Origin of the sequence: Leisingera sp. ANG-S5, assembly GCF_000813925.1 — a bacterium.
Lineage (GTDB): Bacteria > Pseudomonadota > Alphaproteobacteria > Rhodobacterales > Rhodobacteraceae > Leisingera.
The window spans coordinates 190,513-209,618 of record NZ_JWLH01000010.1; the positions used below are offsets into that span (position 1 = coordinate 190,513).

At 62.5% G+C, this 19,106-nt stretch carries 20 protein-coding genes and 1 tRNA gene; 10 read left to right on the plus strand and 11 right to left on the minus strand.

Features of this window, described 5'->3' with window-relative positions; translation table 11 throughout:
• The first annotated feature begins 4 nt into the window (after positions 1-4).
• The 7 genes from RA25_RS15470 (at position 5) to RA25_RS22190 (ending at position 7,912) form a co-directional block, all read left to right on the plus strand.
• Positions 5-1,564 carry an ABC transporter substrate-binding protein gene (locus RA25_RS15470; RefSeq protein WP_019297370.1) on the plus strand — a complete coding sequence of 520 codons (1,560 nt, stop codon included), beginning with the start codon at positions 5-7 and terminating at the stop codon, positions 1,562-1,564.
• 145 nt (positions 1,565-1,709) lie between these two features.
• On the plus strand, positions 1,710-2,690 hold the full coding sequence (locus RA25_RS15475) for an ABC transporter permease (RefSeq protein ID WP_019297369.1): 981 nt from the start codon (positions 1,710-1,712) through the stop codon (positions 2,688-2,690).
• Positions 2,687-3,637 (plus strand): ABC transporter permease, encoded by a 951-nt coding sequence (locus RA25_RS15480; RefSeq protein WP_019297368.1) that lies wholly within the window; start codon positions 2,687-2,689, stop codon positions 3,635-3,637. The genes RA25_RS15475 and RA25_RS15480 overlap by 4 nt, the downstream gene beginning before the upstream one ends.
• A gap of 4 nt (positions 3,638-3,641) precedes the next feature.
• Positions 3,642-4,637 (plus strand): ABC transporter ATP-binding protein, encoded by a 996-nt coding sequence (locus RA25_RS15485; RefSeq protein WP_029204931.1) that lies wholly within the window; start codon positions 3,642-3,644, stop codon positions 4,635-4,637.
• Positions 4,634-5,677, plus strand: coding sequence for an ABC transporter ATP-binding protein (locus RA25_RS15490; RefSeq protein ID WP_019297366.1), 1,044 nt, complete (start codon positions 4,634-4,636; stop codon positions 5,675-5,677). The genes RA25_RS15485 and RA25_RS15490 overlap by 4 nt, the downstream gene beginning before the upstream one ends.
• A gap of 14 nt (positions 5,678-5,691) precedes the next feature.
• Positions 5,692-6,612 (plus strand): LysR family transcriptional regulator, encoded by a 921-nt coding sequence (locus RA25_RS15495; RefSeq protein WP_019297365.1) that lies wholly within the window; start codon positions 5,692-5,694, stop codon positions 6,610-6,612.
• A gap of 94 nt (positions 6,613-6,706) precedes the next feature.
• Positions 6,707-7,912: a PAS domain-containing sensor histidine kinase gene (locus RA25_RS22190; RefSeq protein ID WP_052254271.1), complete on the plus strand. Its 1,206-nt coding sequence runs from the start codon at positions 6,707-6,709 to the stop codon at positions 7,910-7,912.
• Between the two features lie 93 nt (positions 7,913-8,005).
• Here the strand turns inward: RA25_RS22190 and RA25_RS15505 are convergent.
• From RA25_RS15505 to RA25_RS15545, 9 genes are all read right to left on the minus strand, one after another.
• Positions 8,006-8,082, minus strand: a tRNA-Pro gene (locus tag RA25_RS15505).
• A 173-nt stretch (positions 8,083-8,255) separates the two neighbouring features.
• Positions 8,256-9,359, minus strand: coding sequence for a 3-isopropylmalate dehydrogenase (gene leuB, locus RA25_RS15510; protein WP_039151217.1), 1,104 nt, complete (start codon positions 9,357-9,359; stop codon positions 8,256-8,258).
• Positions 9,360-9,484: 125 nt separating this feature from the next.
• Positions 9,485-10,528, minus strand: a complete 1,044-nt coding sequence (locus tag RA25_RS15515) for an endonuclease/exonuclease/phosphatase family protein (RefSeq protein ID WP_039173642.1) — start codon at positions 10,526-10,528, stop codon at positions 9,485-9,487.
• Positions 10,525-11,361, minus strand: coding sequence for a hypothetical protein (locus RA25_RS15520; RefSeq protein ID WP_039173935.1), 837 nt, complete (start codon positions 11,359-11,361; stop codon positions 10,525-10,527). The genes RA25_RS15515 and RA25_RS15520 overlap by 4 nt, the downstream gene beginning before the upstream one ends.
• A gap of 373 nt (positions 11,362-11,734) precedes the next feature.
• The gene (gene leuD, locus RA25_RS15525) at positions 11,735-12,340 is read right to left on the minus strand and encodes a 3-isopropylmalate dehydratase small subunit (protein ID WP_019297360.1); all 606 of its coding nucleotides are present in this window, start codon (positions 12,338-12,340) and stop codon (positions 11,735-11,737) included.
• Positions 12,340-13,167 (minus strand): hypothetical protein, encoded by an 828-nt coding sequence (locus tag RA25_RS22195; RefSeq protein WP_052254272.1) that lies wholly within the window; start codon positions 13,165-13,167, stop codon positions 12,340-12,342. Before RA25_RS22195 ends, leuD begins: the two co-directional genes overlap by 1 nt.
• Positions 13,168-13,183: 16 nt before the next feature.
• A complete protein-coding gene (leuC, locus tag RA25_RS15535) occupies positions 13,184-14,587 on the minus strand; it encodes a 3-isopropylmalate dehydratase large subunit (protein ID WP_019297358.1) in 1,404 nt (467 codons plus the stop codon).
• A 53-nt stretch (positions 14,588-14,640) separates the two neighbouring features.
• Positions 14,641-14,739, minus strand: a complete 99-nt coding sequence (locus tag RA25_RS15540) for an isopropylmalate isomerase (protein WP_226429013.1) — start codon at positions 14,737-14,739, stop codon at positions 14,641-14,643.
• A gap of 84 nt (positions 14,740-14,823) precedes the next feature.
• A complete protein-coding gene (locus RA25_RS15545; protein ID WP_039151225.1) occupies positions 14,824-15,318 on the minus strand; it encodes a DUF3592 domain-containing protein in 495 nt (164 codons plus the stop codon).
• A gap of 113 nt (positions 15,319-15,431) precedes the next feature.
• On the opposite strand from RA25_RS15545, the gene RA25_RS15550 reads away from it, so the two are divergent.
• From RA25_RS15550 to rlmH, 3 genes are all read left to right on the plus strand, one after another.
• Positions 15,432-16,808 (plus strand): mechanosensitive ion channel family protein, encoded by a 1,377-nt coding sequence (locus tag RA25_RS15550; RefSeq protein WP_029204929.1) that lies wholly within the window; start codon positions 15,432-15,434, stop codon positions 16,806-16,808.
• Between the two features lie 167 nt (positions 16,809-16,975).
• The gene (rsfS, locus tag RA25_RS15555) at positions 16,976-17,347 is read left to right on the plus strand and encodes a ribosome silencing factor (RefSeq protein WP_039151226.1); all 372 of its coding nucleotides are present in this window, start codon (positions 16,976-16,978) and stop codon (positions 17,345-17,347) included.
• Between the two features lie 61 nt (positions 17,348-17,408).
• On the plus strand, positions 17,409-17,879 hold the full coding sequence (gene rlmH, locus RA25_RS15560) for a 23S rRNA (pseudouridine(1915)-N(3))-methyltransferase RlmH (protein WP_019297353.1): 471 nt from the start codon (positions 17,409-17,411) through the stop codon (positions 17,877-17,879).
• A gap of 85 nt (positions 17,880-17,964) precedes the next feature.
• Here the strand turns inward: rlmH and RA25_RS15565 are convergent, their stop codons facing one another.
• Positions 17,965-18,321, minus strand: a complete 357-nt coding sequence (locus RA25_RS15565; RefSeq protein WP_039173644.1) for a hypothetical protein — start codon at positions 18,319-18,321, stop codon at positions 17,965-17,967.
• Positions 18,322-18,356: 35 nt separating this feature from the next.
• Positions 18,357-19,079: a DUF599 domain-containing protein gene (locus RA25_RS15570; RefSeq protein ID WP_039173645.1), complete on the minus strand. Its 723-nt coding sequence runs from the start codon at positions 19,077-19,079 to the stop codon at positions 18,357-18,359.
• Positions 19,080-19,106: the final 27 nt, after the last annotated feature.

Here is a 19,106-nt window from a genome sequence, read left to right on the forward strand (position 1 = left end):
CCTAATGACGAAATTTGTCAGAAGCCTGGCGGCTGCTGCGGTGGTGGCGATGGCACCGGTTGCCTATGCCGAAACCACCGTGCGCGTTGCCTATGACGCTGACCCGGTTTCGCTGGATCCGCATGAACAGCTGTCCGGCGGCACGCTGCAGCTGTCGCACATGGTCTTTGACCCGCTGGTGCGCTGGACCAAGGACCTGCAGTTCGAACCGCGCCTGGCCGAAAGCTGGGAACAGATCGACGAAACCACCATGCGCTTTAAGCTGCGCAGCGGTGTTACCTTCCACAGCGGCAATGCGCTGACCGCCAAGGACGTCGACTGGACCTTTGACCGCCTGAAGGCGAGCGACGACTTCAAGGCGATTTTCGCCCCATTCACCGATGTCGAAGTCGTCGACGACATGACCTTCGACCTCAAGACCTCTGAGCCCTATCCGCTGGTGCTGCATACCGCGACTTACATCTTCCCGATGGACAGCGCGTATTACACCGGCACCACCGATGACGGCAAAGACAAGGGCGAAATCGTCAAGCACGGTGACAGCTTTGCTTCGCGCAACGTTTCCGGCACCGGCCCGTTTGTGGTTTCCGAGCGTGAGCAGGGCGTGCGCGTCGTGTTTGACCGCTTCGACGGCTACTGGGACGCTGATGCGGGTAATGTCGACAAGATCGTTCTGACCCCGATCAAAGAAGACCCGACCCGCGTGGCAGCCCTGCTGTCCGGCGACGTGGACTTCATCGCGCCGGTTCCGCCGACCGACCTGAAGCGTGTGGAAGAGGCTGAGGGCGTTGACCTGATCACCATGCCCGGCACCCGTATCATCACCTTCCAGATGAATCAGAACCGTGTCGAGGCCTTCAAGGACGCCCGTGTCCGCCAGGCAATCGACTATGCTGTCAACAACGCAGGCATCGTTGACCGTATCATGCGCGGCTTCGGCACCGTGGGCGCGCAGGCCAGCCCGGCTGGTTACCTGGGTTACAACGAAGCCCTGGCACCGCGCTTTGACCTGGAGAAAGCCAAGGCCCTGATGGCTGAGGCAGGCTATGCCGACGGCTTCTCGATCACCATGATGGCGCCGAACAACCGCTATGTGAACGACGACAAGATCGCGCAAGCCGTGGCTTCGATGCTGGCACAGATCAACATCAAGGTTGACCTGCAGACCATGCCCAAGGCGCAGTACTGGCCGACCTTTGACGAGCGCGCAGCAGACATGATGATGATCGGCTGGCATGCGGACACCGAGGATTCTGCCAACTTCCACCAGTTCCTGACCGCCTGCCCGAACCCGGACAACGGCAACGGCCAGTACAACTCGGGCAACTACTGCAACGAGGAAGCCGATGCGCTGATGGATGCCGCCAACGCGGAAACCGATCCGGCCAAACGTGCGGAAATGCTGCAGAAGCTGGAAGGCATCTTGTACGACGAGGCCGCCTTCATCCCGCTGCACTGGCAGAACCTGGCATGGGGCTCCAAGTCCGGCATGAACTCGGCCGACATCGTGAACGCGCTGAACTTCCCCTACTTCGGTGACCTGGTTGTCGAAACCGGCAGCTAATCACTGAATACTTCCGGGCCGGTCTCCCCCGGCCGGCCCGGACCTTTTCAACAACAAGCGGCCGCCAAGGCTGTGCTTGCAGGACCCGCGGTTCCATCGGACACTGCGACCTGCGCTGTAACCAAACTCTACAAAGGTCAGGACGATGTTTGCCTATCTCGCCAAGCGAGTGATTCAGGCGGTTGCCGTGATGTTCGTCATCTCGCTGATTGCCTTTGCCATCCAGGGCAACCTGGGCGATCCGCTGCGCGAATTGGTCGGGCAGTCGGTTTCCGAAGAAGTGCGCCAGCAGTTGCGCGACGAGATGGGGCTGAACGACAGCTTCGTGACGCAGTACCTGCGGTTTGCGGGCAATGCGCTGCAGGGCGACCTGGGCACCTCCTATTTCTTCAAGGAGCCGGCACTGGACGTGATCCTGAAGAAGCTGCCCGCGACGCTGGAGCTGGTATTCGGCGCAACGCTGATCATCGTCGGCTTCTCGGTGCCGCTGGGCGTCTACACCGCGATCAAGCCTGACAGCATCCTGAGCCGCATCATCATGGGCCTGTCGATTGTCGGCATCTCAATCCCGGTGTTCCTGACCGCCATCCTGATGATCTTTGTATTCTCGGTGGAATACGGCTGGTTCCCTTCCTACGGGCGCGGCGACACCGTGCAGGTCTGGGGGTATTGGCAGACGAATTTCGCCACTGCCGATGGCTGGCTGCACATCATCCTGCCTTCGATTGCGCTGGCCTCCATCATGCTGCCGCTGTTTGTCCGCCTGATCCGTGCCGAGATGATGGAAGTGCTGCAATCTGAATACGTGAAATACGCCAAGGCCAAGGGCATCAATCCCTGGCGCATCTACTTTGTGCACGCGCTGAAGAACACGCTTCTGCCGGTGATCACCGTGGGCGGTGTGCAGATCGGCACCATGGTCGCCTACACCATCCTGACTGAGACGGTGTTTCAGTGGCCGGGCATGGGCTTCATGTTCCTTGAGGCGGTGAACCGCGTCGATACCCCGCTGATCGTGGCCTATCTGATTGTTGTCGGCTTCATCTTCGTGGTCACCAATACCATCGTCGACCTGATCTATGGCCTGGTGAACCCGACCGTGAATATTGCGAGGATGGGCGCATGAGCACCGAAACGCTGAACCCGAAATCCGAACCCTCGCGCTGGTCCAAGATCTGGAACTCCAACATGGGCTACAGCTTCCGCCGCAATCCGGTGGCGGTGGTGAGCATGATCGTGTTCCTGCTGATCGCCATTGCGTCCTTCCTGGCGCCGGTGATCGCGCCCTATGACCCTTATGATCCAGCGCAGATCGACATCATGAACTCGGAATACCCGCCTGCCTGGGTCAGCGGCTCGCTGCCGGAGTTTGTGCTGGGCACCGACGACCAGGGCCGCGACCTGTGGTCGACTATCCTCTACGGGACCCGCCTGTCGCTGCTGATCGGCATCTGCGCAGTCGCGCTGCAAGCCTTCCTGGGCATCTCCATCGGTCTGATCGCTGGTTACGTGGGCGGCCGCCTGGACAGCCTGCTGATGCGGCTTGCTGATATCCAGCTGTCGTTCTCGACCCTGATGGTGGCGATCATCTTCCTGGCGGTGACGCAGGCGATGTTCGGAACCGACACCTTCAACAAATATGCGGTGGTGTTCCTGATCGCAGTGATCGGGGTGGCGGAGTGGCCGCAATACGCCCGCACTGTCCGCGCCACTGTGCTGGCCGAAAAGAAGAAGGAATATGTCGACAGCGCCCGGGTGCTGGGTTTCGGCCCCATGCGGATCATGGTGCGGCACATCCTGCCGAACTCGCTGTCGCCGATCTTTGTGATCTCCACCGTGCAGGTCGCCAACGCGATCATCTCCGAGGCCTCGCTCAGCTTCCTGGGCCTGGGCATGCCGCCGAGCCAGCCGTCGCTGGGCTCGCTGATCTCTTCCGGCTTCGACTACATCTTCTCCGGCAGCTGGTGGATCACCGCCATTCCCGGCGTGGTGCTGGTGGTGCTGGTTCTTGTCATCAACCTGCTGGGCGACTGGATGCGCGACGTCCTGAACCCGAAACTCTACAAGGGGTAACGCGATGAGCCTTCTTTCCGTTCGCGACCTCACCGTCAAATTCGCCATGCGCGATCAGACGGTCACCGCCCTCAACGGCATTTCCTTCGACCTGGCCAAAGGCGAACGTCTGGGCATCGTCGGCGAAAGCGGCGCCGGCAAATCGATCACCGGGTTCTCGCTGATGAACCTCCTTAGCCGCCCGGGCTATATCGACACCGGCAAGATCCTGTTTGAGGGCGAGGATGTCGTTCAGATGAACGACAAGCGCTTGCGCAACCTGCGCGGCAACCGGATGGCGATGATTTTCCAGGATCCGATGGTGACGCTCAATCCGGTGCTGACGATTGGCCAGCAAATGATCGAGACCCTGATGGCGCACCGAAAGCTGAGCCATGAGGAAGCCCGCCAGATTGCAATCGTCAAGCTGCGCGAGGTCTATATCCCCTCGCCGGAGGAACGTCTGGAGCAATATCCGCACGAGCTGTCGGGCGGCATGCGCCAGCGGATCATCATTGCGATTGCGCTGTTGCTGGACCCGCAGCTGATCATTGCGGATGAGCCGACCACCGCGCTGGACGTGACCATCCAGGCTGACATCATGGAGCTGATGCTGGAGCTGTGCCAGTCCAACCAGGTGGGTCTGATCCTGATCACCCACGACCTGGGCGTGGTCAGCCAGATGACTGAGCGCACGCTGGTAATGTATGCCGGCCGGATCATCGAAGCGGGCCGCACCCGCGAGATCATCAACGACCCGCAGCACCCCTATACCCAAGGTTTGATCAACGCGCTGCCGCAGCAGACACTGCCGGGCCAGCGGCTGAAACAGATACCGGGCAACATGCCGGGGCTGGCCAGCATCCCCGCCGGCTGCGCCTTCAATCCGCGCTGCAAATACGCCACTGATCTCTGCCGCAGCCGGGTTCCGGAAATCGTGCACTATGGCGAGGTCGAAGTGGCCTGCCACGAGGTGCAGCGCCTGAACAGCGATGAAGACCGTCAGGAGGCACGGGCATGAGCGACGCAAATACTGACCGCCCGCTCTTGGAGATCAAGAACCTGGAAAAACGGTTCGATCTCGATCAGGGCTTTCTGGAAACCCTCAAGTTCAAGCAGGGCAAGATCGTGCGCGAGAGCCGGTCTGTCCATGCCGTAAACAACATCTCGCTGGAGGCCCGCAAGGGCGAGGCGCTGTGCGTGGTGGGCGAGTCCGGCTGCGGTAAATCCACCGTGGCGAGGCTGGTCGCCGGCCTGCTGACTCCATCCGCAGGTGAGATCCACTATGGCGGCCAGCGTATCGACAATCTGTCGCGGGCCGGCATGCAGCCGCTGCGCAAGAAGATCCAGATGATCTTCCAGAACCCCTATGCCTCGCTGAACCCGCGCATGACAATCCGGCAGGCGCTGGAAGAACCGGTGCGCCACCATTACCCCAACGCCTCGGCAGCGGAGGTGCGCGACAAGGTGACCGAGGTGATGCTGTCGGTCGGCGTCGACCCCAGCTGGGCCAAGCGTTACCCGCATGAATTTTCCGGCGGCCAGCGCCAGCGGATCGCCATTGCCCGCGCCCTGACGGTGGACCCGGAATTCATCATCGCCGATGAGCCGATCAGCGCGCTGGACGTGTCGATCCAGGCGCAGGTGCTGAACCTGATGCTGGAAGCCAAGGAAAGCCGCGGCCTCACCTATCTGTTCATCACCCACGATCTGAGCGTGGTGGAGCATTTCGGCACCCGTGTTGCGGTTCTTTACCTTGGGTCTGTTTGCGAGGTTGCCGACACCCGGACATTGTTCTCCAGCCCCAAACACCCCTATACTCGGGCCTTGCTGTCCGCGGTGCCGCAGCTGAAGGACGACCGGCCGAACCACATCCGCCTCAAGGGTGAGATTCCGACGCCGATCAACCTGCCCACAGGCTGCCCGTTCCAAAGCCGCTGCGCCTTTGCGGACGCACGATGCAAGAGTGAAAAGCCCAAGGCCATTCACCAGCCCGACGGCAGCATGGTTGCGTGCCATGCCGTCGAAGAAGACAGGCTGGATGCGGTGGCCGCCGGTTAAGACGGGACGCCCAGTTGGATATCATCTGGCTCAAGGACTTCGAGGCTTTGGTCGCGTGCAAGAATTTCTCGCGCGCGGCCGAAGAACGTAATGTCAGCCAGCCGGCCTTTTCGCGCCGGATCCGGGCACTGGAGAATGAGATCGGCGTGCGGCTGATCAACCGCGAGACGCTGCCGCTGACGCTGACCCCGGCCGGCGAGGTGTTCCTGTCGCAGTCCCGCATCATGCTGCGCACCTATGAGGAAACCATAGAGCGCTGCCAGACCATCGACGCGGCCGGCGAAAACGTGATCCGCTTCGCCGCCTCGCAGTCGCTCTACATGACCCACTACAAGACCCTGATTGCGCCCTTGGCCAGCGAGGGCGGGGTGGATACCGATCTCAACTCCACCTCTTGGGCCGCCGACCAGTTCGTCAGCGCGCTGCAGCAGGGCTATTGCGATGTGATCCTGACCTACTGGCACCCGTCAATGGATTTTCTGGGGCCATTGGAAGTCGCCAATTTCGAATATCTGACGCTCTCGACCGACCGTTATGTGCCGGTGTCCCGCACAGCCACGGACGGCGCGGCGGAGTTCGCTTTCAAACCCGGCAGCAAGGACGCAGTGCCTCTGCTCTCTTATGGTGCGGTGTCAGCGCTGCGCTCTGTGCAGGAATTTGCCCTGACCCAGCTATTGCCCGGGCAGAAAGTGTTTGTCGTCAACCAGAACGCACTGGCCAACAGCGTCAAGGCGATGATCCAGGAGGGGTTCGGCATCGGCTGGCTGCCGCTGAGCCTGTGCCGCGAAGAAATCGCCTCCGGCCGCTTTGCCATTGTGGATGAACGGCTGGGCACCGACCTGGAGATCCGCCTTTACCGCGATCCGCGCAGCACCAAGCAGACGCTGGATGTGCTGTGGAAGCAGCTGAAGCGCTCGGCGATGAAAGCGGCCTGAGCGGCCAGCAGAAGGCAGTCGCCCGTTGATTGCGCTGGCCGTCGTGCAGTAAATCTGACATTGCTAGTTGCGGGCCGGACACGAGCAAAGGCAGATGGATATGCATTATCTCAAGCGTGAGCTGTATGATCTGGTTAAAAGCGATGATGCCATCTTTGACTTCCTTCAAATTGGGTCGCTGGACGGCCTCTGGTACTGGGACCTGGAAAAGCCGGAACACGAATGGATGAGCCCGGAATTCTGGCGCCTGTTCGGGCTGGACCCGCAGACAAAGCAGCACTTTGCGTCAGAGTGGCAGGATCTGATTCACCCCGACGATCTGGTGCTGGCGCTTGAGAATTTCCACAAGCACCTGGAGGACCCGGAACACCCCTATGACCAGATCGTCCGCTACCGCCATGCCGATGGCCATATGGTTACGGTGCGCTGCCGCGGCCTGGCAATCAGGGATGAAAACGGACGGCCGGTGCGGATGCTCGGGGCGCACAACGATTTGACAGAGCTGAAGGCGCGGGAAGCCGAGCTGGCGGCGGCCATTACCGGCTTGGCTGCGGAGGTGACGCGTGCAAATTCTGCCGTCGAAGCCCGCACTGCCTTTCTGGCTACGATGAGCCACGAGATCCGCACACCGCTGAATGTGATCCTTGGTCTGCTGCACCTGATCAAGAGCGATGAAACCGCCTCGGACAAGACCCGGGAGCGGGCGGATGTCGGGCACCGGGCTGCTGAGATGCTGATGACTCAGCTGGTCAACGTGCTGGAGACCGCACGGATTGATTCCGATGCGGTGGAATTCAGTCCAAAACCTGTGGAAACAGCGGGTCTGGTTGTCCAATGGCAGGACGCGCTTGAAGCCAGCGCCAGCCGTTACGGCAAGCCGTTGCGCACCTGGGTGTCTACGGCAGCTAATGTGCCGGACCAGCTGCTTCTTGATCTCCCGAAGGTCACCCAGATCGTGAACAACCTGATCGACAATGCGGTGAAATTCACTCCCAAGGGGAGCGTCTCCATAGCGCTGGAGCGTGACAATGCGGCGGCCTGTCCGATCAGCATCACTGTGCTCGACACTGGTCCCGGCATAGCGGCAGAGGACAGCGGCAGGGCTTTCGAGCGGTTCACTCAGCTCGAAAATGCGGTTTCCCAGCACAAGGGCGGGTCCGGCCTGGGCCTGTCGATCTGCGACGAATTGGCGGAGCTTATGGGTGGCAGCATCGCCATTCTGAAAAATCCGCCCGATGGGTTCAGCCTGGGCATCCGGTTGCAACTGCCCGAACCGGATAGTGGCATGGCAGCAGGCTGACTGCTTGGGCTGGCATCCGTGCTGAGCCTGATTGTCCCTTGCGGCCAAGAGAGCCGGCCAACAAAAAAGGCGCCCGAAGGCGCCTTGTTTTATTGGTCGGAGTGAGAGGATTCGAACCTCCGACCCCTGCCTCCCGAAGACAGTGCTCTACCAGGCTGAGCTACACTCCGACCGTGGAGGGCGAAATAGCTCAGGGCGCGGGGTTTGACAAGGGCGATTCCACAGAAAGATGCGGTTTTCGGGAATTCTTTTTGGCACTGCAGGCTGCGGCTCCACAGGCACGAAAAAGCCCCGCGCCGGCGGCCGGGCGGGGCTTTGTTAGTTCCGGATTAGCGACTGGAAATCAGAGGCTTGCGTCCAGCGCTGCGATCACTGCGTCGCCCATCTGGCTAGTGGAGACCGGCTCCACGCCTTCGCTTGCCAGCAGGTCCGCGGTGCGCACGCCGTCGGCCAGAACCTTCTCGACCGCGGCTTCCAGCCGGTCGGCCTCGGCGCCTTGGTCGAAGCTGTAGCGCAGCGCCATGGCAAAGCTCAGGATGCAGGCGATCGGGTTGGCCTTGCCTTGGCCTGCGATGTCGGGCGCAGAGCCGTGCACGGGTTCATAAAGTGCCTTGGGGCGGCCGTTTTCCATAGGCGCGCCCAAGCTGGCGGAGGGCAGCATGCCCAGCGAGCCGGTCAGCATCGCGGCGCAGTCGGACAGGATATCGCCGAACAGGTTGTCGGTCAGGATGACGTCGAACTGCTTGGGTGCACGCACCAGCTGCATTGCACCGTTGTCGGCGTACATGTGGGACAGCTCGACCTCGGGGTAATCAGCTGCCACGCGGGTCACAACCTCGCGCCACAGGATGCCGGATTCCATCACGTTGGCCTTCTCCATCGAGCAGACCTTCTTGTTGCGCCGCATCGCCAGTTCGAACGCGGAACGGGCGGCGCGCTCGATCTCGCTCTCGGTGTAGCGCTGGGTGTTGATGCCGACGCGCTCGTTGCCCTCTTCGAAGATGCCGCGCGGCTCGCCGAAGTAAACGCCGGAGGTCAGCTCGCGCACGATCATGATGTCCAGACCGGCAACGATGTCCTTCTTCAGCGAGGAGAAATCCGCCAGCGCGTCAAAGCACTGCGCCGGGCGCAGGTTGGAGTAAAGGTCCATCTCCTTGCGCAAGCGCAGCAGGCCGCGCTCGGGTTTCACGGAGAAGTCCAGATCGTCATAGGCCGGGCCGCCCACCGCGCCGAGCAGCACTGCGTCGACGTCCTGCGCCTTGGCCATGGTCTCATCCGCCAGCGGCTTGCCGTGCTTGTCATAAGCCGCGCCGCCGACCAGATCCTCGCTCACATCGAACTGCAGGCCGCGCTTGTCTCCGAACCAGGAGATGATCTTGCGCACTTCGGCCATGACCTCTGGGCCGATGCCGTCGCCGGGCAGAATCAGAATCGATGGGTTGGGCATGGGGATCCTCCAAAATAACAGCTGGCAAGGGCGTAGCGGGACAGCGGGGCAGGGTCAATAACAGCCCTTGGTAATAAAGGGGAAAGAAGGGGATTTGCCCGCGTAATGATGTTGTCGCGGGGGGATCAGTCCAGCAGTAAATCCACCCAGACCAGCCGGTGGCGGCTGGCGGCTGCTGCGGGGTCATCCGGACCGTCTGGCCACACCACACCGCTGGCGGTCACGGTCAGACCGGCAGAAGGCAGCACATAGTCGACCCGCATGCGGCCCGCGTTTTGCCATTCGACGGTGTCTGTGCCTGCTTCCGGGCTCTGCGGGAGCGGATCCTGCAGGCGCGGATCCGACAGCAGGCTGCGGATCGCGTCTCTGCGGCCTTCCCCGCGCCCGGGGTCGAGATTGGCGTCGCCTGCAATGACAAAAGCACCGTCTGGCGCCGGCCCAAGCTGGCCATCCAGCAGCAGTTGCCATAGGCGGATTTCATCGCGGTTGCGCAGCCCGTTGCGGTCTTCCGGCCCATCGAACAGCGGCGGGGTGGCGTGGAAAGTCATCACATTCAGGCGGGAGCCATCCGGTGGTATCAGCGGCACCAGCCAATGACCAGTAGCGGACAATCGTTGCACGGCCTGCGCCTCGGCGGAGGGAAAGGGGCTGCCATCCGGATGCTGCGGCAGCAGGGCACCCGCCAGATCCTTCCACAGCAGAGAAGAAAAGTCGCGGATGCCGTCATGATTTACCGGCAGCCGGGACAGCAGCGCAATGCCTCCTTGGCCGCGGAATCGGCCATAGCCCTGATTGTCGCGCGGTTCACCAGCCTTGCCGTTGCCATCCATGTCCAGCGGGGCAGAGGGCGGCAGGCCGGAATTAGGCTGCAGTGCAATGCGGTAGGGGTAATCCAGCCCATGATCCGCCAGCCGCGCCGCCAGCGCCGCCAGCGCCTGGCCTTCGTAGTCCCAGTCAATGCCTTGCAGCGCCAGCACATCCGGCTGTGCTGCGGTGATGACCTCCACCACCGCAGCAACCTGAGGGTCGCTGCCGCGAAGGATGTCGCGCAGCAGCAGGCCCGGCCCGTCGCGCGACAGTTCCGTGTTGAAGGTGGCAATGCGCAGGGTGTCTGCCCAGCCCGTCCCGGCGGCAAGGATCAGGAGGAGACCCGCCGCCAGCCGCCTCATGCGGTCTGCAGCGCCTCGTCGGGATCAGCGCAGGCAGCACGCCGCTTCTGTGCGATCAGCCCGGCGATCCGCAGCATCGCCATGCCGCGCATGATCATTGAGGCAGGCACCAGCGCCCAGGCGCTGATCACCCAGATAAGCATATGCGGCGCGGCCAGCATGCCAGGGTCCACCAGGCCAGAGGCCAGCTTGACCGCCGCAGGCAAGGCAAAGGGCAGCAGCACGCCGCCGATGATGTTGACGCGGCCGTCGCGCTGCAGCCGCTGCACCACGTCGCCGCCGGTAGTGGGATCGAACAGCGGCAGGTTGACCCAGACGTTGAAGGCGCCGCTGCCGACCGGCCAGTGACCGACCCGGATCACCAGCACAAAGAGAACGATGGCAGTTGCCGCAACCGCGCTGGCCAACCCAGCGGCATCCCGCACCATCAGCACCACGGCCTCCGGCACTTGCGGCGGCATCATCAGCACTGTCAGCTGCACCGGGGAATAGGCAAAGTCGAGCTGGCCGCCGAGCCAGCTGCCCAGCCGCTGCACCAGCGCCGTCAGTCCGGTCGGGGCCTGCGGATGGGCCGCCAGCAGGCTGAGCGCGCCAACGGTGGCCGCTGCCGCTGCAAAACGCATCCGGTTGATGGGCGGGGCATTGCGGAATTCGACGAAGCTGGGGAAATGCGAGGCGTATTCGCTGAACGCCAAGGCTGAGCCCAGAAGCGCGATGAACAGGATGATCTCCGGCGACTGGGTGGCGGCTGCCGGCAGAATCAGCGTCGGCATCGCAAACAGCATGGCCACCAGTATGCCGCGGAACGCCGCGCCTGTGATGCGTGCAAACACGTTATTCATTCCCTTCAAACCGGCGCGGGCGTTTTGCCTCTTGGGTCCGGATTTGAAGCCCCCCGCGAAGTGCTCCGGGGTGCTCTGCCTCATTTTTGCCCCATTGTGGCAGGCAGGCAGCTTTCCGCTCAAGAGGCCGCAGCAGGTGTTGGGCCACTTTCGTAACTGCACTGATGCCGGATTGCATCAGGGTTTTGGTGGAAATTGAGGGTCTTGGCGGGCGCGCTACCAGATGCTGTGTTGCTGCGCGTACGGCGCACAAGCGGGCCGCCAACAGGCAATTGCGGCGGAAATGCGGCGCGAATCTGGCGGGCAAAAAGAAAACCGCCCAGGGACAGGGCGGTTTCCAGGTGTTTCAGCTGCGGCTGCAGGATCAGACCCAGGGGCGTTCCTGCGCGGCCTTGTCCTCGAACGACTTGATCGAGTCGGCCTTTTCCATGGTCAGGCCGATGTCATCGAGACCGTTCAGCAGGCAGTGCTTCTTGAATGCGTCCACTTCGAACGGGATCACTTCACCGTCGGAGGTGGTGATCTCCTGCGCTTCCAGGTCCACGGTCATGCGGGCATTTTGGCCCTTTTCCGCGTCGGCCATCAGCACATCGACCTGCTCCTGCGGCAGCACGATCGGCAGGATGCCGTTCTTGAAGCTGTTGTTGAAGAAGATGTCGGCGAAAGAGGTCGACACGATGCACTTGATGCCAAAGTCGGCGATTGCCCAGGGCGCGTGCTCACGGCTGGAGCCGCAGCCGAAGTTGTCGCCCGCCACCAGGATTTCTGCGTTGCGGTACTGCGGCTTGTTCAGCACGAAATCCTCGATCTCGGTGCCGTCGCGGTTATAGCGCATCTCGTCAAACAGGTTCTTGCCAAAGCCGGTGCGCTGGATGGATTTCAGGAACACCTTGGGGATGATCATGTCGGTGTCGATGTTCACCAGCGGCATCGGGGCGGCGATACCCTGCAGTTTCTGGAACTTTTCCATTACTCGTTTCCTTGTTTCTGGTGCTTCAAACCGCTGAGATCGAAGCCGATCTCCTGCGCGTGGCGTGCGATGAAGCTGTGTTTTTCGGGCCGGTGCGCCTTGTGGTAGCGGCGCACCATGGATGCATAAAGATGAACGGCCAGTGTGTTGTCCGTAAGCCAGCCGTCTTCCTGGCAGCTGCCGCTGAACAGCACATCGGTCAGAACCCCGCGGATCGGGTAGAACACGTCCGGCTCGCGCACGTGCTCGACCTCACCGGTCAGGTTCAGCGTGTAGTCCAGCGCCCGGGGGCCAAGCGACGGGCGCTGCAGCTCAAAGGCTGTCAGCAGGCGCTTGCCGGGCGGCGCGGCTTCCACTTCCTTGCGGATCCTGCGGCCCAGCCAGGGCGGCACGAACCCGGGGTCCTCGAACCAGTCCAGCAGATGGTTCAGCGTTGCGGAGCCTTTCGGCAGCCGCAGGACTGCGCCATTGATCGACCGTGTCGGCTCATAGCCGACGTGATAGTCCGCGTCCGGCAACGGCCGGCAGCAGAGCATATCGGTGTCGATCCAGATCATGTCCGTCTGCTTCAGCAGGTAAAGACGGAACAGATCCGACAGCATCGAGGCTGGTGCCTCCCCGTGCCCTGCCTTGGCAGGGTCCCAGATTTCCGCCGCCGGGCAGGTGCGGACACCTGCAGGAACCGGCGGTGCCGCAGGCCCGGTGTGGAACAGCACAACCTCATGGCCGCGCTGCACGAAACTGGCCAAGGACAGTTCGTGCAGCCAGTTCAGGCTGTCACCGATCCACAGGCTTGCGACCGCGGGAAGGGAAGGGCTGGACGGCATCGTTGGCCCCTCAGGTTCAGATCAGCTCACGCACATCCGTCAGCCGCCCGGTCAGCGCGGCGGCGGCGGCCATGGCAGGCGACACCAGATGGGTGCGGCCCTTGTAGCCCTGACGGCCTTCGAAGTTCCGGTTCGAGGTTGCGGCGCAGCGCTCTTCCGGGGCCAGCTGGTCGGGGTTCATCGCCAGGCACATCGAGCAGCCCGCAAGGCGCCATTCGAAACCGGCGGCCTCAAAGATCTCGGCCAGGCCTTCTTCCTCAGCCTGGGCGCGGACCAGGCCGGAGCCCGGAACGATCATGGCGCGCATGCCGTCCTTGATCTTCTTGCCCTTCACCACGTCTGCCACGGCGCGCAGGTCTTCGATACGGCCGTTGGTGCAGGAGCCGATGAACACGGTATCGATCTCGATGTCGGTGAGCTTCTGGCCGGGGGTCAGGCCCATGTACTCGATCGAGCGGCGGGCCGCTTCGACCTTGCCGCCGGAGAAGTCCTCGGGGTTTGGCACCACACCGGTGATCGGCAGCACGTCCTCAGGGGAGGTGCCCCAGGTCACGACCGGCTCAATCTCCTCGCCCTTCAGGGTGACGACCTTGTCGAAATGCGCTCCCTCGTCGGTGTAGAGGGTCTTCCACCAGTTCAACGCGGCTTCCCATTGGGCGCCTTTCGGGGCGTGCGGGCGGCCTTTGACGTATTCAAAGGTGGTCTCGTCCGGCGCAATCAGGCCCGCGCGGGCGCCGCCTTCGATCGCCATGTTGCAGACGGTCATGCGGCCTTCCATCGACAGATCGCGGATTGCTTCGCCGCAGTATTCGATGACATAACCGGTGCCGCCGGCGGTGCCGGTCTCGCCGATCACGGCCAGGGTGATGTCCTTGGCGGTGACGCCCGGCTTCAGCTTGCCGGTGATCTCCACCTTCATGTTCTTGGACTTCTTCTGGATCAGCGTCTGGGTGGCCAGCACGTGCTCCACTTCGGAGGTGCCGATGCCATGCGCCAGCGCGCCGAAGGCGCCGTGGGTGGCGGTGTGGCTGTCGCCGCAAACCACGGTCATGCCGGGCAGGGTCCAGCCCTGTTCCGGGCCGACGATGTGCACGATGCCCTGGCGGACGTCATCCACCGGGTAGTAATGCACGCCGAATTCCTTGGCGTTCTTGTCGAGCGCCTCGACCTGAATGCGGCTTTCCTCGTTCTCGATGCCTTTGGCGCGGTCGAGTGTGGTCGGCACGTTGTGGTCCGGCACCGCGATGGTCTTTTCGGGCGCGTGCACCTTGCGGCCGGCCATGCGCAGGCCTTCAAACGCCTGCGGGCTGGTCACTTCGTGGACCAGGTGGCGGTCGATATAGAGCAGGCTGGTGCCGTCCTCTGCTTCATGCGCTACATGCGCATCCCAGATCTTGTCATAGAGTGTCTTGGGGGACATGGGTCCTCTCCCGTGATGTATTGGGTATGCTGGCTTTGGGCTGGGCAAGCACCTTATAGGCGCGCCAGGACCGTGCGGGCGGCGCCAAAGAACCGTTCGCGCAGCCGCGCGCGGTCTTGCAGTTCGATCTTTTGCGCCAATACGAGGGTCATGGCTGTCAGATACATCCGCAAAGGCCGGCAATCAAGCTTCGTTCGCAGACGGCGGCCCAAGCCTGTCCTGCGTCAAAGCAGTCATCAGCCGGTGCTGTTCTTCTGTGCCAGCCGTCTTGTGTCTGCCCGCGACATCGATCGCAGGGCAAACCGCATGCCAAAGGCGCCGGCGATGCCCAGCCCGGCCATGACCAGCGGCATCATCCAGGTGGTGAAGAACCCATGCCGCTCCTGCACCCAGCCGCGGTTTTCCTCGTGGTAGAGGATCTCGAATTTCTGGCCCACCTCCGGCGTGAAGAACACTGGCAGAAAAGTTTCCGCTTGCCACCAATCGCCGGCCGCATCCCTGTAGCGCACTGTGGGGTAGTAGTCGCCGTCGTCGACCGTGCGTTTGGTGACGGAATCCGTGCGGGTCCCGTGAACATAGCGAATTGACAGAATTTCTGCTTCCGCGGGCTGCGCATGGCGCACAAACCGCCAGTTGTCGAGAAAGGCTATGAGGCCGAACAGAATGAAAATCCCCGGCACCAGAAACATCAGAAAACGCATCCACAGCGGTTGTTTTACGGTTTCTGCCATCTGCCCCTCCGGTTTTCCGGCAGCCTAGCAAACGGCGGCAATGGTGGCGAGAACTTCGCATTGGCTTGATCGAAACCCAGCGGAACGGCACAGTGGCAGAAAACGGGGGCGCAATGGAGCCGGAAGAGCAGACACCACCCAGGGACGCGATTGCCGAAAGCACCGCCGAGGCGCTGGAGCTTGGCCAGCGGCTGTGGGAACTGGCATCAGAAGGGCTCGAGCTGCTGCTGCGGCCCTGGAACGCGTACCAGGCCGGGATCGTTGTTGCGGTCTTTGTGCTGGCAACCTTGATTGCTCGTCCGCTGAAGAACGCATTCCACAACTGGCTTCGGGCGCGCGAGGGCTGGCCGCGCTGGCGGATCCGGGCCGGGCTGGTGGTGCACAAGCGGATCCGCGGCATCTTGTTTGTGCTGCTGATCTGGATGGTGGTCCTGATCATGCAGGAAATGACCTGGCCCAGCCGGTCCCGCCTGCTGACCGTCATCGCCAACCTGTCGCTGGCCTGGCTGATTGTCTCCTTTGCCACCCGGCTGGTGGGCAATCCGCTGCTCCGGAACCTCGTGAAATACGGCGCTTGGGCCTGGATCACCTTGCGCATCCTGGGCATCACCGAAGACGCGATACATCTGCTGGACGGCGTCGCCATCAATTTCGGCGATCTCAGGATCTCGCTGTTCCTGGTGGTGCAGGCGGTTGTGATCCTGGGCGTGATGCTGACGCTGGCGCGGGTGATCTCCTCGGTGGCGGCCAACCGGATCCGTGCCAATTCCGATATTTCCCCGTCGATGCAGGTTCTGGGGGCCAAACTGGCGCAGATCCTGCTGTTCGGCGGTGCATTCTTTATCGGGCTCAAGGCGATCGGCATCGACCTGACCGGCCTGGCGGTGCTGTCCGGCGCCATCGGCGTGGGCCTGGGTTTTGGCCTGCAGAAGGTTGTGTCGAACCTGGTGTCGGGCCTGATCATCCTGTTGGACAAATCAATCAAACCGGGCGATGTGATCTCGCTGGGCGACACCTTCGGCTGGATCAATGCGCTGGGCGCGCGGTATGTCTCAGTCGTGACCCGCGACGGGCGGGAATACCTGATTCCGAACGAAGATCTGATCACCACCCAGGTGGTGAATTGGTCGCATTCCGACAAATACGTGCGGCTGGACCTGCATTTCGGCACCGGCTACGGCGACGATCCCCACAAGGTGCGCAAGATCGCGATTGAGGCCGCCTGTGGCGTCAAGCGGGTGCTGCAGTACGGCAGCAAGAAGCCGGTTTGCCATATCACCGGTTTTGGCGACAGCAGCGTTGATTATGTGTTGCGGTTTTGGATCGACGACCCCACCGGCGGCCTCACCAACATCCGCGGCAACGTCTATCTGGCGCTGTGGGACGCGTTCCAGGAAGAAGACATTTCGATCCCGTTCCCGCAGCGCGAAGTCCGGATGCTGAACGACCCTTTGCCGGTCAGGGTTGCACCTTCGGACAATGACGGATAAAGCACAGGGCTTGCATCGCCGGGGCGTGGTTTTATTGAAAAGTTACCCTCCGGTTGCTACATTATTAACAGGCCCGGCGCCGGGGCTTGGCGGCGCGTTGCAAGGAGGACTATGTCCTGTCACCCGTACCTCAAGCGGCAGATGCCGCTGTTAATGGGGCAGCCGTGATGGCCGCCCAGTCCCAGCCCACCAGCGAACAGCTGCTGGAGCGGATTCTCTCCTCACTCAGCGATGACAAAGCCGAAGATGTTGTGCAGATCGACCTGCGCGGCAAGACGTCGATCGGCGATTACATGGTGCTGGCCTCCGGCCGCTCCACCCGTCAGGTCGCTGCGATGGCAGAAAAGCTGACCGACCGGCTCAAGCAGGAGTACCGGATCACCTGTAAGGTCGAAGGCAAGGATGCCGGCGACTGGGTGCTGATCGACTCCGGTGATGTGATCGTCCATATCTTCCGCCCGGAAGTGCGCGAGTTCTACCAGCTTGAGAAGATGTGGATGCCCGCAGGCACCCCGGCAGCACCGGCCGCCGAGGGCTGATCCAAGGCTGATTTGAGGCAGGCCCGCACAGGCGTGCGGGCCGGATTGCTGCAGGAAATTCATGCGTCTGCATATCTGTGCGGCCGGGCGTCTTCGCTCTGGCCCGGAAAAATCCCTCATCGACGATTATCTCACCCGGTTCGACCGGACTGGCCGCGCTCTGGGTCTGGGTCCTGCGCGGGTAGTGGAGATTGAGGATAAGAAAAACGCAGGCATGGCGGCGGAGGCTGCGCTGCTGCGCAAGGCGCTGCCCAAGGGCGCGGTGATCTGCACCCTGGATGAGCGCGGCAAGGTGATGTCTTCCCCCGATTTTGCGGACAGGCTGGCTGGCTGGCGCGACAGCGGCCGCCAGGACCTGGCGCTAATCATCGGCGGCGCGGACGGGATCGACCCTTCCTTGCGGGCCGAGGCCGATTTCTCCATTTCCTTCGGTAAGATGGTCTGGCCGCATATGCTGGTGCGGGTAATGCTGGCGGAGCAGATCTACCGCGCCGCAACCATTCTGGCGGGCAGCCCGTACCACCGGGTGTGAAGGTGCCTTGGGGCGCATGCCTCCCCTCCCGGCGGCATAGCCGCCTGCCGGGCAGCGGGACGGGAATTTTTTAGCCAGAAGAAGATCAGGGCAGGGTGAGCACGTAAGTTTCCTTGCCCCAGCCATCCACCAGGCAGCGGGCCTGAATCTGCACCCTGGTTATTCCCTCCGGGATCTGCACACCGCTAAGTGACCGGGTAAAGGGCTGCTCGTGCTCGTGCGGATGCGCCAGCACCCGCAGGCCCAGTTCGTTTCCGTCCATATCCAGCACTCGCCAGCCGTCGGCGTAATGCTCCCAGCCGGTGTCCGGGTGGGACAAGGTGACGCTGAAGGACCAGCTGCCGCCAGAGGCGCGGGCGGTGGCGTCCTCGATCACCGGTTCATCTGCAAGGGCGGGCAGGGCGGCGGCGCTGAGCGCACAGGTCAGAAGCAAGTGTTTCATGCCCGCACCTTAGCCTTGGGGAGCCCGCTGTGCAGTCACGAAACCGTGTCCCCTTTGCTATCAGACGGGATGCGCAGCAGGATCCGGCGGGAGTGCGAGACAAATTCGCGCCGGTACAGCACCGCAACAGTAATCAACGCGGCCCCGCCCAGCGGCAGGGCGCCCGCCAGCCAGGCCACGGCGGCCAGCGCGAAATAGGTCGACCGCATGCCGCGGTTGAAACTGCGCGCGGCAGTGATGCTGATTTCGGCCGCCTGTGCGGCGCGCGGATAGGCAAGCTCATGGGCCGGATCATTCGGCACCGCCGCCATCAGCACCGCGCAATAGCCGAACAGCCGGTGCGACCAGACAAACTTCAAAAACGCATTGGACAGAAGCAGCAGCACAACAAGGATCTTCACTTCCCAGACAAAGGCCGGAGCGCTGTCCTGGATCAGGTCTTCTGCAACCCCCGCCAGCTGTTCAGTATTGCCGATCAGTGCCAGCCCGCCGCCGATCGCAATCATCGCAGCAGAAGCAAAAAAGGCGGTGGCCTGCCGCAGGTTGCCGGCCAGCTGCGCGTCAAATATCCGCGGGTCGCGTTCCACCATCCGTTTCATCCAGTCGCGCCGGAAATCCTCCATCAGCAGTGAGACAGAGGGCCGCCCGGCAGGCGGATTCTCAATCCTCCAGCCGATCCACAGCCAGCCTGCGATCAGCAGGGTCAGTGCGGCGAGGTCAAAGAGGGTGAATTGCGCAAGGCGGGTGGTCCAGATCATGGCCTGACCGTAGCGTGGCAATCCGTC

Coding starts and splice junctions, on each gene's coding strand:
- RA25_RS15470 (WP_019297370.1), top strand. CDS start 5: ATGACGAAATTTGTCAGAAGCCTGGCGGCTGCTGCGGTGGTGGCGATG.
- RA25_RS15475 (WP_019297369.1), top strand. CDS start 1,710: ATGTTTGCCTATCTCGCCAAGCGAGTGATTCAGGCGGTTGCCGTGATG.
- RA25_RS15480 (WP_019297368.1), top strand. CDS start 2,687: ATGAGCACCGAAACGCTGAACCCGAAATCCGAACCCTCGCGCTGGTCC.
- RA25_RS15485 (WP_029204931.1), top strand. CDS start 3,642: ATGAGCCTTCTTTCCGTTCGCGACCTCACCGTCAAATTCGCCATGCGC.
- RA25_RS15490 (WP_019297366.1), top strand. CDS start 4,634: ATGAGCGACGCAAATACTGACCGCCCGCTCTTGGAGATCAAGAACCTG.
- RA25_RS22190 (WP_052254271.1), top strand. CDS start 6,707: ATGGATATGCATTATCTCAAGCGTGAGCTGTATGATCTGGTTAAAAGC.
- leuB (WP_039151217.1), bottom strand. CDS start 9,359: ATGCCCAACCCATCGATTCTGATTCTGCCCGGCGACGGCATCGGCCCA.
- RA25_RS15515 (WP_039173642.1), bottom strand. CDS start 10,528: ATGAGGCGGCTGGCGGCGGGTCTCCTCCTGATCCTTGCCGCCGGGACG.
- leuD (WP_019297360.1), bottom strand. CDS start 12,340: ATGGAAAAGTTCCAGAAACTGCAGGGTATCGCCGCCCCGATGCCGCTG.
- RA25_RS22195 (WP_052254272.1), bottom strand. CDS start 13,167: ATGCCGTCCAGCCCTTCCCTTCCCGCGGTCGCAAGCCTGTGGATCGGT.
- leuC (WP_019297358.1), bottom strand. CDS start 14,587: ATGTCCCCCAAGACACTCTATGACAAGATCTGGGATGCGCATGTAGCG.
- RA25_RS15540 (WP_226429013.1), bottom strand. CDS start 14,739: ATGACCCTCGTATTGGCGCAAAAGATCGAACTGCAAGACCGCGCGCGG.
- RA25_RS15545 (WP_039151225.1), bottom strand. CDS start 15,318: ATGGCAGAAACCGTAAAACAACCGCTGTGGATGCGTTTTCTGATGTTT.
- RA25_RS15550 (WP_029204929.1), top strand. CDS start 15,432: ATGGAGCCGGAAGAGCAGACACCACCCAGGGACGCGATTGCCGAAAGC.
- rsfS (WP_039151226.1), top strand. CDS start 16,976: ATGGCCGCCCAGTCCCAGCCCACCAGCGAACAGCTGCTGGAGCGGATT.
- rlmH (WP_019297353.1), top strand. CDS start 17,409: ATGCGTCTGCATATCTGTGCGGCCGGGCGTCTTCGCTCTGGCCCGGAA.
- RA25_RS15565 (WP_039173644.1), bottom strand. CDS start 18,321: ATGAAACACTTGCTTCTGACCTGTGCGCTCAGCGCCGCCGCCCTGCCC.
- RA25_RS15570 (WP_039173645.1), bottom strand. CDS start 19,079: ATGATCTGGACCACCCGCCTTGCGCAATTCACCCTCTTTGACCTCGCC.